The sequence below is a fragment of the Campylobacter curvus genome (assembly GCF_013372125.1).
Taxonomy (GTDB): domain Bacteria; phylum Campylobacterota; class Campylobacteria; order Campylobacterales; family Campylobacteraceae; genus Campylobacter_A; species Campylobacter_A curvus.
In genome coordinates this window covers 128,779-145,208 of record NZ_CP053826.1, presented here as the reverse complement: position 1 = coordinate 145,208, position 16,430 = coordinate 128,779, and the positions used below count along the sequence as shown (strand labels likewise).

General features: G+C 45.9%; 15 protein-coding genes and 5 tRNA genes. 3 read left to right on the top strand and 17 right to left on the bottom strand.

The window, feature by feature from the left end:
* The first annotated feature begins 59 nt into the window (after window positions 1-59).
* Window positions 60-2,390: a tetratricopeptide repeat protein gene (locus CCVT_RS00745; protein WP_169765128.1), complete on the top strand. Its 2,331-nt coding sequence runs from the start codon at window positions 60-62 to the stop codon at window positions 2,388-2,390.
* 327 nt (window positions 2,391-2,717) lie between these two features.
* On the opposite strand, the gene CCVT_RS00740 is transcribed toward CCVT_RS00745, so the two are convergent.
* The 15 genes from CCVT_RS00740 to tig form a co-directional block, all read right to left on the bottom strand.
* Window positions 2,718-2,802, bottom strand: a tRNA-Leu gene (locus CCVT_RS00740).
* A gap of 15 nt (window positions 2,803-2,817) precedes the next feature.
* Window positions 2,818-2,894, bottom strand: a tRNA-Arg gene (locus CCVT_RS00735).
* A gap of 11 nt (window positions 2,895-2,905) precedes the next feature.
* Window positions 2,906-2,982: transfer RNA gene (locus CCVT_RS00730), tRNA-Arg, on the bottom strand.
* Between the two features lie 6 nt (window positions 2,983-2,988).
* A tRNA-His gene (locus CCVT_RS00725) sits at window positions 2,989-3,065 on the bottom strand.
* A gap of 10 nt (window positions 3,066-3,075) precedes the next feature.
* Window positions 3,076-3,153: transfer RNA gene (locus CCVT_RS00720), tRNA-Pro, on the bottom strand.
* A 297-nt stretch (window positions 3,154-3,450) separates the two neighbouring features.
* Entirely contained in the window at window positions 3,451-4,791 is a 1,341-nt protein-coding gene (locus CCVT_RS00710; RefSeq protein WP_018137371.1) for an MATE family efflux transporter, read from the bottom strand.
* 56 nt (window positions 4,792-4,847) lie between these two features.
* Window positions 4,848-5,546, bottom strand: coding sequence for a hypothetical protein (locus CCVT_RS00705; protein WP_018137370.1), 699 nt, complete (start codon window positions 5,544-5,546; stop codon window positions 4,848-4,850).
* The gene (locus tag CCVT_RS00700; protein WP_018137369.1) at window positions 5,543-6,283 is read right to left on the bottom strand and encodes a TerC family protein; all 741 of its coding nucleotides are present in this window, start codon (window positions 6,281-6,283) and stop codon (window positions 5,543-5,545) included. Before CCVT_RS00700 ends, CCVT_RS00705 begins: the two co-directional genes overlap by 4 nt.
* Window positions 6,284-6,307: 24 nt before the next feature.
* Window positions 6,308-6,883, bottom strand: a complete 576-nt coding sequence (purN, locus tag CCVT_RS00695; protein ID WP_018137368.1) for a phosphoribosylglycinamide formyltransferase — start codon at window positions 6,881-6,883, stop codon at window positions 6,308-6,310.
* On the bottom strand, window positions 6,865-8,265 hold the full coding sequence (locus tag CCVT_RS00690; protein ID WP_018137367.1) for a bifunctional ADP-dependent NAD(P)H-hydrate dehydratase/NAD(P)H-hydrate epimerase: 1,401 nt from the start codon (window positions 8,263-8,265) through the stop codon (window positions 6,865-6,867). The genes purN and CCVT_RS00690 overlap by 19 nt, the downstream gene beginning before the upstream one ends.
* Before the next feature lies 1 nt (window position 8,266).
* A complete protein-coding gene (locus CCVT_RS00685; protein ID WP_018137366.1) occupies window positions 8,267-9,778 on the bottom strand; it encodes a YifB family Mg chelatase-like AAA ATPase in 1,512 nt (503 codons plus the stop codon).
* Entirely contained in the window at window positions 9,775-10,299 is a 525-nt protein-coding gene (def, locus tag CCVT_RS00680; RefSeq protein WP_018137365.1) for a peptide deformylase, read from the bottom strand. The genes CCVT_RS00685 and def overlap by 4 nt, the downstream gene beginning before the upstream one ends.
* Before the next feature lie 2 nt (window positions 10,300-10,301).
* Entirely contained in the window at window positions 10,302-11,339 is a 1,038-nt protein-coding gene (locus tag CCVT_RS00675; protein ID WP_018137364.1) for a GGDEF domain-containing protein, read from the bottom strand.
* 18 nt (window positions 11,340-11,357) lie between these two features.
* Window positions 11,358-11,948, bottom strand: coding sequence for an ATP-dependent Clp endopeptidase proteolytic subunit ClpP (gene clpP / locus CCVT_RS00670; RefSeq protein ID WP_018137363.1), 591 nt, complete (start codon window positions 11,946-11,948; stop codon window positions 11,358-11,360).
* Window positions 11,948-13,273, bottom strand: coding sequence for a trigger factor (tig, locus tag CCVT_RS00665; protein WP_018137362.1), 1,326 nt, complete (start codon window positions 13,271-13,273; stop codon window positions 11,948-11,950). Before tig ends, clpP begins: the two co-directional genes overlap by 1 nt.
* A 134-nt stretch (window positions 13,274-13,407) precedes the next feature.
* On the opposite strand from tig, the gene folE reads away from it, so the two are divergent.
* Both folE and fliI read left to right on the top strand, forming a co-directional pair.
* The gene (folE, locus tag CCVT_RS00660) at window positions 13,408-13,980 is read left to right on the top strand and encodes a GTP cyclohydrolase I FolE (protein ID WP_009649783.1); all 573 of its coding nucleotides are present in this window, start codon (window positions 13,408-13,410) and stop codon (window positions 13,978-13,980) included.
* Window positions 13,977-15,284 carry a flagellar protein export ATPase FliI gene (gene fliI, locus CCVT_RS00655; RefSeq protein WP_009649608.1) on the top strand — a complete coding sequence of 436 codons (1,308 nt, stop codon included), beginning with the start codon at window positions 13,977-13,979 and terminating at the stop codon, window positions 15,282-15,284. The genes folE and fliI overlap by 4 nt, the downstream gene beginning before the upstream one ends.
* A 140-nt stretch (window positions 15,285-15,424) precedes the next feature.
* On the opposite strand, the gene CCVT_RS00650 is transcribed toward fliI, so the two are convergent.
* Together CCVT_RS00650 and CCVT_RS00645 are read right to left on the bottom strand one after the other, a co-directional pair.
* On the bottom strand, window positions 15,425-15,601 hold the full coding sequence (locus CCVT_RS00650; RefSeq protein ID WP_009649837.1) for a YgaP family membrane protein: 177 nt from the start codon (window positions 15,599-15,601) through the stop codon (window positions 15,425-15,427).
* A 97-nt stretch (window positions 15,602-15,698) separates the two neighbouring features.
* Window positions 15,699-16,325: a Crp/Fnr family transcriptional regulator gene (locus CCVT_RS00645; RefSeq protein WP_018137361.1), complete on the bottom strand. Its 627-nt coding sequence runs from the start codon at window positions 16,323-16,325 to the stop codon at window positions 15,699-15,701.
* Between the last annotated feature and the right edge of the window lie 105 nt (window positions 16,326-16,430).

Below are 16,430 nucleotides of genomic sequence, written 5' to 3'. Positions count from 1 at the left end.
AACTTAGCTATAATGTCGGCATGAAAAAAGCCTTATCGATTTTATTTTTTCCGATATTTTTGCTAGCTTTTAATCTCAGTTTAAACAGCGGCGCGCAAAGCGGCAAGCCATATAGCGTGCTTCAACTAAGCGACGAAAAAGAATTCGAGTGCGTGGAGCAAATTTTAGCCTACGACACGAAGCGATACGTTTGTATGCTAGACGACGGGATCTTGCCTCATATCGAGGACACCGTGCTTCCGCTGATGGATATAAAATACAAAAAACAAGACGGCAAGCTTTTTATCATCGTTTTACCAAAGGCGAATTCCAGACTGCTGAATATCCCCATCGAGCTATATGACAGCAACAAGGTCTATAACTCAAGTAGCACGATATCAAAGCACTTTAGCATCATCATCGATCCAAATTTAAGAGAATTTGACAAAATAAAGCCAAACGGGCTAAATTTCGCACCGGATTTTAGCAACTTGCTCTATCCTAGCATCGGAGCGCTCGATCTGAACAAAGCACCGATCGAGGGCATGGACAGCAACGACATAGATCTTTACATCAGCATAAAAAGAGCCTACGACAACGGCTCTTACGAAAACGTCGCTCACGATACGCAAACAGCCATGCAGCGCCATCCTCAAAGCCTCTTTGCGAGCGAATTTTTACTCTATCATCTAAGAGCGCTTGATAAAATTTTCGAGCATGCAGACGAGTTTGAGGGTGTGACGCCAAACGAGCTGGTGAGCGAAGGCAGGGCCTGGATACGTAAATTCCCGTCCGATGAGAACTATGCTGAAGTACTTTACCTCATCGCCCGCGCTTATTTAAAAGACGGCATAGCAAGCGACGCCAAATACATGCTAGATATCCTGATGGCCGAGCATGAAAAGTCTAAATTCACAAAGCTTACGATGCTTGATTACGCCGATTATCTTTATAGATTCGGCAAACAAAAAGAAGCGATGGGAATTTATGAAAACGTGCTTTACAATACCGCCGACGTCGATGTGGCCAGTCGCGCCGCGCTAGCGCTCGTGGATGCCAATATCGACAAAGAGAAATTCAACGAGGCTAAAAATTTCATCATCAAAATTTTAAACGCTAATGAGAAATTTTTTATGAACAACCCGCAACGAGCTATGAATTTAGCCAACGTATTTGCGAGTAAAAATATGCCGGATGTCGCGGCCAGGATCTATGAGATCATCGTAAACAACAGTAACCGCCAGAGCGAATTTTACGAGACGGCGCTAAAAAACATCGGTATAAATTTAGCCAAGACGAAAGACACCAAAAAGGCCTACGAATACCTAAAACGCTATGAAAACGAGTTTAAATACGGCGAATACGTCGATGAGGTCACAAGAACGCTGGACGGACTGTTTTTCGAGGTCAAAGAGGACAACTCGACCAAGCTTCACGAGCATTACGCGGATCTCATGCAAAAATACGGCGACTCCGACATCGGCAAAAAGGCGCTTATTAGTCAGATCGCGCTAGACATAAAAGAGCGCAGATACGCTGACGCGCTAAGCTATACGAGCGCGGTCAAGGAGATGAACGTAACGCAAGGCATGGAGCTTTTAAACACGGCTGCGTATGAGCTTGCCAAGCAGGGATTTATAGACGATGACTGCCAAGCGGTCGTAAATTTACTCGAAAACTACGATGTGGATAAAATTTCGCTCCCGCAGTTCAAGCTTTTTAACTGCTATTTTAGGACGGCTAGATATAACGAGGCTTTAGCGCTCGCCAAATCTCACGCCAAGGATGAAAATTTAGAGGATCGCGTCGAGTGGCTGGTAAATTTAAGTAAAATTTTGTATCAGCAAAAGGACTACGAAGCCACCATAAAAGCGGCAAATGATGCGCTCTCACTGGGTGCTGGCGTAGAGTATAGCGACCCGACGCCGGTGCTGTTTGACCGCTTTTACTCGCTATTAAAGCTAAAGCGCTTCGAGGAGGCGGTCGCGACGCTAAGTGCGATCGAGCAGCTACGCGGGCAGGACTTTAAGATAATCGAAACCTACGTAGCTCTAAGCGACTACGGGCTAAACAGCAACGACTACGCCATAGTGAGCTCCTATGCTAAAAAGGCGCTCGAGCTGCAAACTCGCGTCAAGATAGATACGTTCTCACCGAAGCTAAATTTCTCATACGCGTCCGCATCGCTCAAAATAGACAATCTCGCCGAGGCGCTTGATGAGGCGAAATTTATACTAAATATGAAGCTAAAGCCCGAAGATAGGCTACATGCGCTAAATTTAATAGGCGAAATTTACATCCGTATGAAACGACCCGAGCTTGCAAAGCCGTATCTTGAGGAGTGCGTGAGCTCGAATTTCACGAGCGCTTATAAAAGTGCGTGCCAGGCACAGCTTGGAATGGTGAAGTAAAATTTGCAGCTTCAAAAAATTTATTAACGCTTTAATAAAAGGCTCTACTACAATATTTCATTGATTTTCAGCTTTCAAAGCAGGAGAATGCGAACAGCATTCGAGTCAAACCTTACTAGCGAGCTTATCACCGCCGATGTTTCTGCTTCGCTTTGCTCGCAGCTTTTCAAGACACTTCACTTCGTTTGCAACTGCAAAGCAGAAGCGAAGCAAATATCAATGATTTATTATAAAAGAGCCCCTTAAATAAAAAACATTACAAAATCAAAAGTAAAATTTAAGAGTATATTTGGGATTTTAATCGCTATCTAGGGGTGATTAAAAAGATGGTGCGGATGAGAGGACTTGAACCTCCATGCCGTGAGGCGCCAGATCCTAAGTCTGGTGTGTCTGCCAATTTCACCACATCCGCACAAACAATGATAAATGGTACGCCCATCAGGATTCGAACCTGAGGCCTACGGCTTAGAAGGCCGTTGCTCTATCCAGCTGAGCTATGAGCGCATTAAACAAAGTGGCGCGCCCGATAGGAGTCGAACCCATAACCTACAGATCCGAAGTCTGTCGCTCTATCCAATTGAGCTACGAGCGCCCAAAATGGGGTGAGTGATGGGAATCGAACCCACGACCCTCAGGACCACAATCTGATGCTCTAACCGACTGAGCTACACTCACCATTTTGAAATGGTCGGGGTGAAAGGATTCGAACCTTCGGCCCTCTGGTCCCAAACCAGATGCGCTAACCAGCCTGCGCTACACCCCGCCTGAGTTGTGAGTTATGTGCCACTACCTCATTGAAAAATGGCATTTTAGCTAAAATCGCTTTTAATGTCAAGAAAATTTAGCCCTAGCGCCGCTTCAAATTTTAAGCCCAAGCCATAGCCATTTTGACATAGTATCTATCATCTTTTTCGTTTAGACAATCTCGCAAAAATCCATCCAGCTCACCTTCGTCTAAAAAGCTACTACACAAAATATCTTCTCATATTATAAATCTGAGCCCCAATACCGCCTCAAAAGCAAATTTGCAAATTTCTCATCTCTTAAATCGTATAAAATTTCACGTAGTTCGTCTTGAAGCCGCATGAGCCCTCCTTAAAACAAAGATCGTCCACAAAAGAAAGCAGCCTGCGATGAGGTAGACGTTGAAAAACATCGCGCGCCAGATATATGTGATGTCGCCATTTAAGACAAAAACCACGAACGAATACAAGCAAATTTGCAAGACAAGCTGCCTGATCGCGTTTAGCACGAAAACCATGCTCGGCCTTTTCACCGCTTGAAGCGCGCTTCCGGAGACGTTTATGACGCCGTATCCGATGTAAGCGAAGGAATTTACCAGCAAATAGCTCTGCGCGACATAAACCACCTGAGCGTTCGCGTCAAATAGCCGCACTATGTAGCTTCCGCAAAGCACGCAAAAAGCGCAGGCAAAGAGGCAATAATAAAGCAAGATCCTAAGTGCGTTTTTGTAGCACTCTTGCACACGGGCATATTCGCGAGCACCGAAATTTCGAGATATCACACTAAGCACGGCCGCAGCGATGCCGATCGTTGGTAGCACGACTATCTGCTCGATGCGAAGAGCGATGCCATACCCTGCGACCGCGCTAGTGCCGTAAAGGCTGATAAATTTTAACAGCACAAGCCCTCCAAGCGACATCGAGAGGTAGTTTAGACACGCGGGCACGGCTTGTTTTAAAATTTTAGCGTAGATCCTAGCGTCAGGCAGGAAAATTTTAAGAGAGCTGAAATTTATCATGCCGCTTTTATAGACTTTAACAAATAAAAATATCGCTCCTAAGAACTGCACGCTAGCCGTCACGAACGCTATGCCGCCAACGTCTAGATCTAAAATTTTAACATTTATGAAACAAAAGGCTATGTTGATGAAAAAGCCATAAAATAGCCAATTCCTGTAAGTTTTCGTATCGCCTAGCGCGACTAGGATACCATTTAGCGACTTTATGAGCAGAAAAAACGGCGAAGCAAGGAAAATCACCCTTATATATTCGAGCGCTTCGTCTAAAAATTCGTCGTTTGCACCCAAAAATACAAGCAGTTTGGGAGCTATGAAAAAGCCAAAAACACCCATAGTAACGGCAAACATCAGCACAAAGATGACGCCCTTTGCAGCGTAAATTCTAGCTAAAAACTCACGCCCGGCGCCTAGCGAGTTGCCAATGAGCGCCGTCAGCGCCGAGCCAAATCCAAGCCCTATGCCAACGATGCTAAGATAGAGCAAAAAGCTCATCGACAGCCCGGCGACTGCGGACGTGGAGATCGTCCCGGCAAAAAACGTCCCGGTCACGTTATAAAGCGTATTAAACATCATCGCCGTCCCGGCAGGCACGGCTAAAGTGATGATGAGCCGATTTACCGGCTCTTTTGTGAGATCCATTTTTGTCCTAAATTTTGCACGAGCGAGTCAATACGCGCATCATAGGCAAGCAAATTTTACCAACAAAATCTCTCGTTCGTGTTGTTTTCTTGACGGGCACGCTCAAATTCGACCCTATTTTTCGCATCGGCAAGATATCCGCTTTGCTTTTTGAGCTTCTCATCTAGCGAGCTCTCAGACTTTGCCAGAGCGGCTTTCCTGTCGCTAAATTTAGACGGAAACCTATCCATGAAAATCGCCTCGTAAGGATGGGCTTTGACCCACGCGATCGAGCGTGCAGCGATCTCTTCTTGCTTTTTGATATCGCAAAATGCGTATGGATTTATCACATCGCCTACGAGCTTCATGAAGGCTAAATTTATATCCATCGTAGACCTAAACATCGGATCTTTGACGTCGATCACATCGGCAAAGGTGATGAAGCGGTCTTTGCCCGCATAAAACCAAAACGACGCCTCATCGCGTAGTCCCAGATCATACGCGCGTGCCGCGATGCTCATCAGCGCGCTGGGACTAACTAGCGCAGGGTCGTCCTCGACGATCTTTATCGCCTTTTGTAGATTTGAGACGTCGCTTGACATCAAAAGATCGTTTATCTTGTCATAGACGTTGATGTATTCGGGTTTGCCCCCGCTTGAGGAGTAGATATCCGAGACGTAAATATCCACCGACGTTACCTTTTGTATCGGTTCGCCAGCTGACAATGTAGCCAGGCTCGCGGCAAACAAAGCGGATAAAATTTTGAAATTTTTCATGATTTTCCTTTTTCGATCTGGCTTTGCTTTTTCCTGGAGTAGATATTTATGAGCTCCACAGTCAAAGAAAACGCCATAGCAAAATAGATATAGCCCTTTGGCACGTGCAGTCCCAGTCCCTCGCCTATGAGCGAGAAGCCTATGAGTATCAAAAACGCAAGTGCTAAAATTTTGATAGTCGGGTTGCCATCTACGAAATTTGAAATGCCCTTTGACGCAAACATCATCACGCCCACGGCTAGGATCACGGCTAGGATCATGATCTCGATGTGATTTGCCATGCCCACGGCCGTGATGACGCTGTCAAGCGAGAAAACGATATCCAAAATAGCGATCTCGGTAACGATGAATATGAAATTCGCCTGCGTTTTTTTGAGATCCTTTTTCACCTCGTCATGCTCGCCCATGATGTTTGAGTGAATTTCAAGCGTGGATTTGGCTATCAAAAAGAGCCCTCCTATTATCAGCACCAAATCGCGCCCCGTGATCTCGAAATTTACAATGCTAAAGAGTGGCTTTGTCAGTTTCATTATCCAAAATAGCGATAGCAACAGCAAAATTCTAGTCATCATCGCTAGTGCAAGGCCTAAGATACGCCCACGGTCGCGCTGATTTGGCGGCAGTTTACCTACCAGGATCGCGATAAAAATGATATTATCGATGCCAAGCACTATCTCAAGCCCGGTCAGCGTCATCAGCGATATCCACGCCTCAGGCGAAGTCATCCATTCAAACATTTCGTTCCTTATTTGTAAATTTCATCATTTGCATAAAATTTTGACTATGCTTTGAGGCAAGATTTCATGCTCGATAGCGTGGATCTTAGCCTCCCACTCCTGCTCGCTCATGCCATCTTCGCGCTCGAAAGCACGCTGAGCGATGATCTTTCCGCCGTCTAGCTCCGCACTGACCCAGTGCACGCTCACGCCGCCGATTTGCATATCGCTAGCAAAGCTCTCTTTTATCGCATGAGCGCCCTTAAACAGCGGCAAAATAGAGGGATGCAGGTTTATCGCTCTTATCTGGCTGGTGAAAATTTCACTCAAGATCCTCATAAATCCAGCCAAAACCACGAGATCGACGTCGTATTTTTTGATCTCATTTACCAAAGCGGCGTCAAATTCCTCCCTGCTGGCGAAATTTTTATTTTCGATGACGACGCTGGTAAGGCCGTATTTACGCGCCCTTTCTATGCCATAAGCGTCAGCCTTGTTTGTGAGCGTGAGCGCCACTTCAAGGCGCACACCGTTAAAAATCTTACCATGCAACTGCGACAATATCGCCTCTAAATTCGAGCCGCTACCGCTAAAGAGGACGGCTATTTTTTTCGTAGGCATTTTACTCCCTCGATGATGTTTTTAGGGCTTAGCGCGTAGTCGTTTTTCTTAAATTTTCGCGCACCAAGCGCATGTGCGAGGCTCGCGGTCACGGCTGCATCAAGAGGCGAGTATCCTTGCGCTAAAAGCCCTGCGACAAGCCCGCTTAGCACGTCGCCGCTACCGCCCTTTGCCAGAGCGCTCGTGCCGTGCCTCATGATATAAAGCCTGCCGTTTTGCGCGATGATCGTATTTGCGCCCTTTAAAAGCAAGACGTTTTTAAATTTCAAGCTCCACTCGCGCGCAAATTTAAAGCGATCGCTTTGCAAGGTTTTAATGTCGATATGAGCGATACCAGCCAACGCCAAAAGCGAGCAAAATTCCTTCGGATGAGGCGTGATGACGATGTTCTCGTTTGATCTTAAAAGCTCGATCACGCGCGGCTCATAACACATATCAGCGTCTATGACAAGCGCTTTACCAGCTAGCTCACTAAGGGGCAGATCCGCGTAGTTTTGCCTACCAAGCCCCATACCAAGCGCACCTGCATTCATCTTTGCACTTAGGCTTTTTGTTTGCATTATATTTTCTTCAAGAGATGAGATTTCACTCTGGCTAACGACGCTAACGAGTCCCGCACCTATGGCGTTTGCCGCATTTGCCGCCATCATCGCAGCACCCTTGTGCTCTCCTGCTAGCACGAACACATGGCCAAAATCGCCCTTGTTGGTGTCGTTTTTACCGCGAAAAGGCAGCTTCATATCGCGTCTAGTGAGTAGATGATCCTCGCTTTGCACGCTGAAATTTTTAGAGCTCACGCCAAGCCTTGCGAGCAAAATTTTGCCAGTATAGTCCTTGGCCGCGTCAGAGTAAAGCCCTATTTTACGCGCTCCCATACATATCGTGACGTCAGCCTTCACGCATGCGCCAAGGATCGCACCTTGTTTGTTAAGCCCGCTTGGGACGTCGCATGCGACCTTGTAGGCTTTGTTTTTGTTTAAAATTTCGATCGTTTTTATGTGACCGGCTCCTAGCTGCCTGCTAAGCCCTGAGCCAAATATCCCGTCTATGATGCAGGCTGCTTCGCCTATCTCGCTTGTCTCGCAAACTCCCGCTTCAAGCGCTCTTTGACGCTGCTTGGCAGCTAGCGGCTTTAGCTCTTTTTCACAGGCGTAAAAGCTGGCTTCATAATCAAGCGCCAGCATACGAAGTGCGGCAAATACGTCCGCACCGTTGTTACCAGCGCCGCAAACGCCTAAAATTTTAGCTTTCTTTTTAAATTTTTTACGGATGAAATTTGCTATGCTTGCGGCTGCATTTTCCATCAAAATTTCATCGCCAAGCCCAAATTTCTCGCTCGCTCGCGCATCAAGCTCGGCGGTGCTTTCAAAAAGCCTTTTCATGCTAGCTCCTTACTCGAAAGCTCAAGGCCTCTAGGATATGCGACCTTGCTATCTTCTCACTCTCATCGATATCAGCGATACTGCGCGCGACTTTCAGCACCTTTTTTACGCCGCGCTGCGAGAGCGCATATCTTTGAGCCGCCGTATCAAGCGCGTCCTTGGCGCCATCTTGCAGCAGGCAAAATTTCGCGACATCGCTATCGCTTAGCTTGCCGTTTGGCTCGCTTTGAGCGCGCATTTTTTGAAATTTAAACGCACGCAAGACCTGCTCGCTCATCTGCTTTGAGGTGATCTTGTCGCGCTCGGCGCTTCTATTTTCCTCCATTTGCACGTGCAAGTCTATGCGGTCCATTATCGGCTCTGAAATTCGCGATTTATACTGCTTTATCTCGTTTTCGCTGCAGCGGCAGTTTAGATCCGCACTTAGTAAATTCCCGCACGGGCATGGATTTTGCGCGGCCACAAAGATAAATTTCGTCTCGTAAGTGACTTTGGAATTTACCCTTGCGATGTGGATTTTGTTGTCCTCAAGCGGCTCGCGCAGGCTTTCTACGATCTGCTTTGAAAAGTGCGGAAATTCGTCAAAAAATAGCACGCCGCCGTTTGCGAGCGCGATCTCGCCGATCTTTGCTACGTTTGAGCCACCCCCAAATATCGAGCTCTTCGTCGATGTATGGTGCGGGCTGCGAAAGGCGCGAACACATGAAAATTCGCTATCTTGTAAATTTAGCGAACGATATGCGGCGGCACTTAAAATTTCGGTCAAATTTTGAGGCGGCATGATGAAAACCAGCCGTTTAGCGCACATGCTTTTGCCACATCCCGGGCTGCCCTCGAAAATGAGATTATGCATGCCAGCAGCCGCTATCACGCAGGCTCTTTTGGCTCGCGTCTGCCCCATGACATCGCTAAAATCAAGCTCGAAATTTACGTTTGGGACATATTTCTCGCCATTTATCTCGATGACATTTTCAAAAAGAGGATGAACGTTTTTAAATTTACAGCTCTCTTTAAATGCCTCGTCTTGGAAAAATTTTATCGCCTCTTCCAGGCTAGAAACGCCGAAAATTTCAAGGTTTGGTATCATCGAGGCCTTTACGGCCACGTCCTTTGGCACGAGCACTTTGGCGTTTTTGATCTGCGTGCTCAAAAAAAGCAAGATAGAAAAAAGGCTCGCCGTATTTTTGACGCTTCCGTCAAGCCCGAGCTCGCCAAAAACGAAAATTTTCTCAAGGTCGCTTGATTTTTGAAGCGCGATCAAAAGGGCGATCGCAAGGTCAAAATGAGAGCCGCTCTTTGGAAGGTCGGAGGGAGATAGGTTTATAGTGATCTTTTGAGCCGGAAAGCTGAAATTTAGAGCCTGCAACGCCGCTTTGACGCGCTCGGCGCTCTCTTTTATGCTAGCTCCGGCGAGGCCTACGATACTAAAACCGGGAAGCCCGCGCGAAAAGACGGACTCGACGTCGACGATCTTGAGACCATCGCTATAAGCCGCGCATTTTAGGGACTTCATAATCTATGTTCTTTTTTGTTCTTTTTGTTTTTGTATTCTTTTTCGAATTTTTTACGTTTGTTGTAGCCGATCTTTTCGATGAAAAGATGTCCGTCGAGGTGGTCATTTTCGTGCTGCAAGGCAACGGCTAGAAGCCCGTCCGTCTCGATCTGGCGCTCCTGCCCGAAGCGATCTTGAAATTTTATCTTGACGCGCTCGGCACGCTTGACATCTTCGTAAAAGCCCGGTACGCTGAGGCAGCCCTCCTGATATACGCATTCGCCGACTTTTAGCTCGAATTTAGGATTGATGATCTCGATGAGATCGGCCTTATCCTGCACGCCCTCTTCGTTGCTTAAATTTACGATGAATACCCGTTTCGCGACGCCCACCTGTATCGCCGCCAGGCCGATGCCGTCCTTTGCTATCATCGTCTCATACATATCATCAAGCAGTTTATGTAGCTCCTCGTCAAAGAGCTCGACCTCTTTTGAGACCTCGTAAAGTTTTTTGTTCGGGTAGGATAAAATTTCTAAGACCAAATTTACTGCTCTCCGTCCGTGTGGCCCAAAAATACGGGCTGCTCTTCAAACTCGGTCGTAGCAAGCGCATCAAGCGCGCCCGAGAGCAGCTCCTCCATGCTTTTGTCTTTGCTTATCATACTAGAAACTATCTGCACATCGAGGTTGTTCTCCTCGCCGTCGATCTTCCACGGCATGCAAGTAAGCATATTTAAAATTCTTTTGCAAGCTTGTTTCGCGCCGTTTTCGTCGGTGTATTTCATGACCATAGCAAAGCATCCGTCACCATAATGTGCGACTATATCGCTTCTGCGCGAAGTCCTTAAAAGTAGCTGCGACATGCTTTTAAACATATTGTTGCGCTCTTTTAAATTTTTGACCCTGTTTGCAAATTTATCTTTGATCTTTACGAGTAAAAACGACGAGTTATAGCCGTATCTCTTGACCGATTCTATCTCGCTTTGTATCGTGGCTACGAGGAATTTTTTGTTATAGACCTCAAATGTGGTGTCATATATCGACTGCTCTTCGATAGCCTTAAACATCTTGCCGACCTCTTCGTAGCTGATCTTGATCACATCAAGATGCTTCTCCATGAGCTCGTTTAGCTTGATGAGGTCTTGGTTGAAAGCGCTTAGAACGTTTTGTAAGGCAAGCAGATTAGTATTGTTTTCCAGGCTTTCCATACGTTTTTGTATGATCGCTCTCATGACGTTTAAATTTTTATAAATGAGAGCTACGGCCTGAAGCATGCTTTTTATCTGAATGAAGCCTTGTTTCACCTCTTTTTCGATGTTAATGCTGCCGCCATCAGAGATGTTTTCGGAGTGAGAGATGAGGATGTCGCCTATCTCTTTTCTAAATTCATCCGACTGCTCATCAAGCATTTTTTCAAAATATATGGAGTAATTGCTAGGAATAGACGGGATATTATCGCCTCGAAGCTCGTGTAAAATATCCTCGGAAAACTTATAAATATCTACCTTTTTCTTTTTGGGATTTTGCTCTTTGGCCTCGGTTTCTTTCTTTTTTGGCTCAGGAGCATTATCTATCTTTACCACGACCTTCGTTCCTTTTTGTTATTTAAAGCTTTTCTCCAAAATTTTGTCGATAAGCCCGTATTCTTTAGCCTCGTGCGAGCTCATGAAAAAGTCGCGCTCAGTATCTTTTACGATCTTATTTAGCTTTTGTCCGGTATTTTTAGCCAAAATTCCATTCAAAATCTCTTTCAAGCGTAAAATTTCACGCGCTTGGATCTCTATATCGCTCGCCTGCCCTCTAGCGCCGCCAAGGGGCTGGTGTATCATTATGCGAGAATTTGGCAGAGCATATCTTTTACCAGGAGTCCCGCAGCTTAGCAAAAATGCACCCATCGACGCAGCCTGACCGATACAAATCGTGCAGACATCGGGCTTTATATAGTTCATCGTATCAAAGATACTAAACCCGCTGGTTATCACGCCGCCAGGAGAATTTATATAAAGGTAGATGTCTTTTTCAGGATCTTCGGCCTCCAAAAACAAAAGCTGAGCCACGATAGAAGCGGCCATACCGTCCTCTATCTCGCCGCTTAGCATGACGATCCTGTCTTTTAAAAGACGAGAGTATATGTCGTAGCTTCTTTCGCCCCTGCTAGTCCTCTCGACTACGACCGGAACATAATAGCTCATTACTCCGCCTTCTCTTTTTTGTTTGATTTTTTGTCCTCTTTACTAAACATTTCGTTAAAGAGTTTCTCCTCGATCATCGACATTTTGATCGCAGGGAGCATGCCTTGGTTGCGATACATTTCAAGATGAGCTTTCGGATCGCGACCGCTTCTGTAAGCCTCAAAATACACAGCCTGAACGACCTCTTGATCGTTCACTTTCACGCCTCTAACGCGTGCTAGCTCGTCAATGATGAAAGTAAGACGAACGCTTTTCTCGGCGTCCTCTCTGTATTCGTCGCGTTTTTTAGCCACGGCGTCTTTATCGTCTCTAAATTTCTTCTTCTCGTCCTCGCTAAAGCCGTTCCATGCGTTTCTAAACTGCATGTCTATCTCTTGCTCGACGATATTTTTTGGAGTGTCAAATTTAAATTTCTCGACGACTGCCTCGGCAAATTTAGGCTTTAGCTCGTCTGATATGAGCTTGAAAATTTTATCTTGACGGATCTGATCTTTTATACGCTCTTCAAGTAGCTCTTCGCTTGGCTTTTCCTCGTTTGGCATGATGGCTTTTAGGGTATTTTCATCTAGCGTCTCGGGGATCTTTCTTTCTTGAATTTCGTTGATCTTTACCTTAAAGACCGCTGGCTTGCCGGCTAGATGAGCCGCGCCGTACTCAGCCGGGAAAGTCACCTCTATATCTTTGCTCTCGCCGGTTTTTAGCCCTATCATGCCGTCCTCAAAGCCGGGTATGAACTGACCTGAGCCTATCTCAAGCAGATAGTTTTCGGCCTTTCCGCCCTCAAACGCTTCACCGTCTACAAAGCCCTCAAAGTCAAATTTAGCAAAATCTCCCGCCTTAAGAGCTCTCTTGCCCTCTACTTTTTCAAGCGGCGCGAACATCTTCAAAAGCTCGTTTTTCTTCTCGTCGATATCCTTTTTAAGCACTCTGGGAGTTGAAAATTCCGGTATCAAAGCCTCGTAGCCTTCGACACTTACGCTAGGCTTGAAAGATGCTGTCAGCTCGACATCTATGCCGTCATCTTTCCTGTCAAATTTCGATATTAACGGCTCACCGATGAGCTCGTCGCTTTTTTTACCTGATTTTTTGATAGCTTCGTTTAAAACGTCTCTTAAAATATCTTGTTCGGCGTCGCTAGTAAGCTCTTTTTCATAACGTTTTAGCACGATGGCGACTGGGACGTGGCCTTGTCTGAACCCGTCTACTTTCATCGTTTTAGCCGCCTTTTTAGCCAGCTTTTCTACGCTCGCTTTTATCTCGTCGCTTTTTATTTTAGCGCTTACTTCGACATTTACGCTATCGATTGGTTTTGCATTGATTTTCATCTATTTCCTTTTGAATACAAAAATTTGAGGCGAAATATAGCAAATTTTCCCTTATTTCATAGTTAAATGCAAAATTTATACATCTAAAAGGCGTTTTGACGTAAAATAGTCTTTTAAAATTTCGGAGAAAATTTATGCAAGAAAGCTTTGAAAATTCCGTAAAAAATATGCTAAAAATCATCGGCGAAGATCCAAACCGTGAAGGGCTTTTGAAAACTCCCTCACGTGTGTATAAGGCGTTTAAATTTCTAACCAGCGGCTACGAGGAAGATCCCAAAGAGGTGCTAAACGACGCGCTGTTTACGAGCTCGAACAACGAAATGGTCTTGATGCGAAACATCGAATTTTACAGTCTTTGCGAGCATCACCTGCTACCTATAATCGGACGCGTACATGTGGCTTATATCCCAAACGGCAAGGTCGTGGGGCTTAGCAAAATTCCGCGCATGGTAAATATCTACGCGCGCCGCTTGCAGATACAAGAGCAAATGACCGAGCAAATCGCCCAAGCACTAGCCGAAGTGATCGAGCCAAAGGGCGTTGGCGTAGTGGTCGAGGCTAGGCACATGTGCGTCGAGATGCGCGGAGTGCAAAAGATAAACTCGACTACGACGACATCGGCACTGCGCGGCTGCTTCATCAAAAACGCCGACACCAGGCGAGAATTTTTCTCTCTGATAAATTCCCCGCAGGAAACGCACTTTTGAACCTAGAACGCCTAAATTTAAAGCTGAAAAGCAAAGAGCTGTCTTTATCCAACACGTTTGGCATCATCACTAAAATCACCGCGACAAATATCGAGATCACCGGGCTTTGCCCAAGCATCGGCGACATCGTTCGTATCGTAGCTAAAGATAAGAGCAAAAACGGGCTTGGCATGGTGACGCAGATAAAAAGCGGCGGGGCTTTCATAAGTCCGTTTGGCTTCGTGGAGGGCTTTAGGATAGGTGACTTCGTCTACGCCAGCGATCAAGGTATGAATATCCCGGTCGGGCGAAATTTACTAGGGCGCGTGGTCGATCCCTTTATGAAGCCAGTAGACGGCAAAGGGGCGATCGAGACCAGCGAATACATGCCTATCATGAAAGCACCGATCGACGCGATGAAAAGGGGGCTTATAAACGAACCCTTTAGCGTCGGCATAAAGACGATCGACGGGCTACTCACCTGCGGCAAAGGCCAGAAACTAGGCATCTTTGCGGGCTCAGGCGTGGGCAAATCCACTCTCATGGGCATGATCGTAAAAAATACCCTAGCGCCTATCAAAGTCGTCGCGCTGATCGGCGAACGCGGCCGTGAAGTGCCTGAGTTTATCGAGAAAAATTTAGGTGGGAATTTAGACGGCACGGTCATCGTGGTAGCTACCAGCGACGATAGCTCGCTGATGCGAAAATACGGTGCATTTTGCGCGATGAGCGTGGCGGAATACTTCAAAAATCAAGGCAATGACGTGCTTTTTATCATGGATAGCGTCACGCGTTTTGCGATGGCTCAGCGTGAGATAGGTCTCGCTCTTGGCGAGCCGCCTACGTCAAAGGGCTATCCGCCAAGCTCGCTCACGCTTTTGCCTCAGCTCATGGAAAGAGCGGGCAAAGAGGAGGGCAAAGGTAGCATAACGGCCTTTTTCACGGTGCTAGTCGAGGGCGATGATATGAGCGATCCGATCGCCGATCAAAGCCGCTCGATATTAGACGGTCACATCGTGCTTAGCCGCGAGCTCACGGACTTTGGCATCTACCCGCCTATCAACATACAAAATTCCGCCTCACGCGTGATGGGCGACGTGATAAGCAACGAACACAGGCAAAATGCGATGAAATTTAAGCGGCTTTATTCGCTTCTAAAAGAGAACGAGGTCTTGCTGCGTATCGGCGCGTATCAGCGAGGTAGCGACAAGGAGCTCGATCTTGCGATCTCCAAAAAAGAATATATGGAAAATTTCTTAAAGCAAGACGCACAGGAAGTTTATAAATTTGAGGAGATTCAAAGCCTGCTCGCGCAGATAAATTAAATTAGCCATGTTTTGATGCTTTTACAAAATGCCTGAAATTTGCGCCTTAACAGCCAAACCAATCGCCAGCGACGCGTCAGCTGCCGTAAACGATAAAAGCCTTGTTGTCACTCAAAATTTCTAGCTCAAAAGCGATAAATTTAACGCTTCAAAGAGCAGCGATTTAAAAAATAACAAGCCGGACAAAAGCCCGTTATCCCGACGATCAGCGGCACAATGGCGATAACGGCGATCCACCAGCTACTAAAATATGCCGCCACGCCAAGTAGCAACACTCCCAAAATCACTCTAAAAATTCTAGTTTTCTTGCTTTGCATCGCATTTTCCTTTTTAAAAGCGTTGAAACAATGATAACAGATCTTAAATTTTAAATATGTGACGATGTCACTAAAGTGATGACGCCGCGTTTTTGCTTTATAGCTCCTTTAGCACTCGCGAGACCGCTTCGCGTGCGCTGCCTAAGTGGTTTGCGATCTGTTCGTGCGTGATTTTTAGCTCGTTTTGTGCGCCGTTTTGTTCTAAAAATTTCATTATTCGCCCGGTTAGCGGCGTAAAGAGTGCTTGCTCCATCACATTCATGACCGAGCTAAAACGCCGCGATATGAGCTCGAGCGTGTGATTTGCCACCTGCGGATAACGCTCGCGAAGCTGCTTGTAAAAGGGCTTTGGGATAAGGATTATTTGTGTATCTTGCATGATTTGCAAATTTAATTCTAACTGCGAGAGTCCCAGCGAGCAAAACGCGCAAAGTATGCAGCTATCACCATTTTTAAGGTTAAAAACAGTGATCTCTTTAAAATTACTCGTGCTGATGTAGCCTCTTATCTCGCCGCTTGTTACGATTGCGTAGCCGTAGCAGCCGTCTTTTGGATATATGATCTCACCTTTTTTAAAGGTTTTTATCACGGCATTTTGCAAGAGTATCCGCCTATCCTCACTTGAGATATCAAATTTCGATAAGAACTCACCATATAATATCTTTTGAAACTCGTCGCTTAGCATATTCGCCTCTTTTGCAGTAGGATTTTTTATTGTAGTCATATTCGTTTGAAATTTCGGTAAGAGAATTTATTTATAAAGCGCTTTAAGCTAAAATTCATCACGTGACATAATCACTGAAATTTCAATAAATTTTAGTTAAAATCA

What these genes read in the sequence shown, in the direction of transcription:
- CCVT_RS00710 (WP_018137371.1), bottom strand. Translation starts at nt 4,791, where the DNA reads ATGGATCTCACAAAAGAGCCGGTAAATCGGCTCATCATCACTTTAGCC.
- CCVT_RS00705 (WP_018137370.1), bottom strand. Translation starts at nt 5,546, where the DNA reads ATGAAAAATTTCAAAATTTTATCCGCTTTGTTTGCCGCGAGCCTGGCT.
- CCVT_RS00700 (WP_018137369.1), bottom strand. Translation starts at nt 6,283, where the DNA reads ATGTTTGAATGGATGACTTCGCCTGAGGCGTGGATATCGCTGATGACG.
- purN (WP_018137368.1), bottom strand. Translation starts at nt 6,883, where the DNA reads ATGCCTACGAAAAAAATAGCCGTCCTCTTTAGCGGTAGCGGCTCGAAT.
- CCVT_RS00690 (WP_018137367.1), bottom strand. Translation starts at nt 8,265, where the DNA reads ATGAAAAGGCTTTTTGAAAGCACCGCCGAGCTTGATGCGCGAGCGAGC.
- CCVT_RS00685 (WP_018137366.1), bottom strand. Translation starts at nt 9,778, where the DNA reads ATGAAGTCCCTAAAATGCGCGGCTTATAGCGATGGTCTCAAGATCGTC.
- clpP (WP_018137363.1), bottom strand. Translation starts at nt 11,948, where the DNA reads ATGAGCTATTATGTTCCGGTCGTAGTCGAGAGGACTAGCAGGGGCGAA.
- tig (WP_018137362.1), bottom strand. Translation starts at nt 13,273, where the DNA reads ATGAAAATCAATGCAAAACCAATCGATAGCGTAAATGTCGAAGTAAGC.
- folE (WP_009649783.1), top strand. Translation starts at nt 13,408, where the DNA reads ATGCAAGAAAGCTTTGAAAATTCCGTAAAAAATATGCTAAAAATCATC.
- CCVT_RS00650 (WP_009649837.1), bottom strand. Translation starts at nt 15,601, where the DNA reads ATGCAAAGCAAGAAAACTAGAATTTTTAGAGTGATTTTGGGAGTGTTG.
- CCVT_RS00645 (WP_018137361.1), bottom strand. Translation starts at nt 16,325, where the DNA reads ATGACTACAATAAAAAATCCTACTGCAAAAGAGGCGAATATGCTAAGC.